The sequence below is a fragment of the Rhizobium sp. RAF56 genome (assembly GCF_052113965.1).
Classification (GTDB): Bacteria; Pseudomonadota; Alphaproteobacteria; order Rhizobiales; family Rhizobiaceae; genus Rhizobium.
In genome coordinates this window covers 1-548 of record NZ_JBFRDU010000137.1, presented here as the reverse complement: position 1 = coordinate 548, position 548 = coordinate 1, and the positions used below count along the sequence as shown (strand labels likewise).

The 548-nt window shown below is 60.4% G+C and carries 2 rRNA genes; both read right to left on the bottom strand.

Features of this window, described 5'->3' with window-relative positions:
* Positions 1-4: 4 nt before the first annotated feature.
* Positions 5-119, bottom strand: a 5S ribosomal RNA gene (rrf, locus tag AB4048_RS28950).
* Between the two features lie 334 nt (positions 120-453).
* A 23S ribosomal RNA gene (locus AB4048_RS28945) occupies positions 454-548 on the bottom strand; the annotation flags it as partial.

Sequence of the window (548 nt, the reverse complement as noted above, 5' to 3'; positions counted from 1 at the left end):
GCAGACCTGGCAGTGACCTACTCTCCCGCGTCTTAAGACGAAGTACCATGGGCGCAGGGGCGTTTCACGGCCGTGTTCGGAAAGGGAACGGGTGCGGCCACCCCGCCATAACCACCAGGTCGGCAAAGCGCAACAAATTGAGAAGCTGGCAGGCATTCGCCTGTTTTATTTGAACACGTCTGTCTTGTCCTCGCGCTATCGCGACCTTCGGTCGCTGCGCTCAGGACGGCGCGCTATGCGACGGTCCTTGGCCCCGTATTGGCGTTGTCCGGAGAACTCTTTTCAGAGCACTTCGGCATGCCACCCACACAGGACGCCAGTCCGTCGCCGGCCGTCCGGCGCCCTCGCGGAGCATAGGGCCAAAGGCCCGCTCATGCGTGAGCGCTGAACAGATGGCTCATCGAGCCGGACGAAGGGTTTAGCTTCGCCGGGCGATGAACATCGGCAATGAGAACGATCAAGCCAATCGAGCTATTAGTACCGGTAAGCTTCATGCGTTGCCGCACTTCCACACCCGGCCTATCAACGTGGTAGTCTTCCACGGCTCT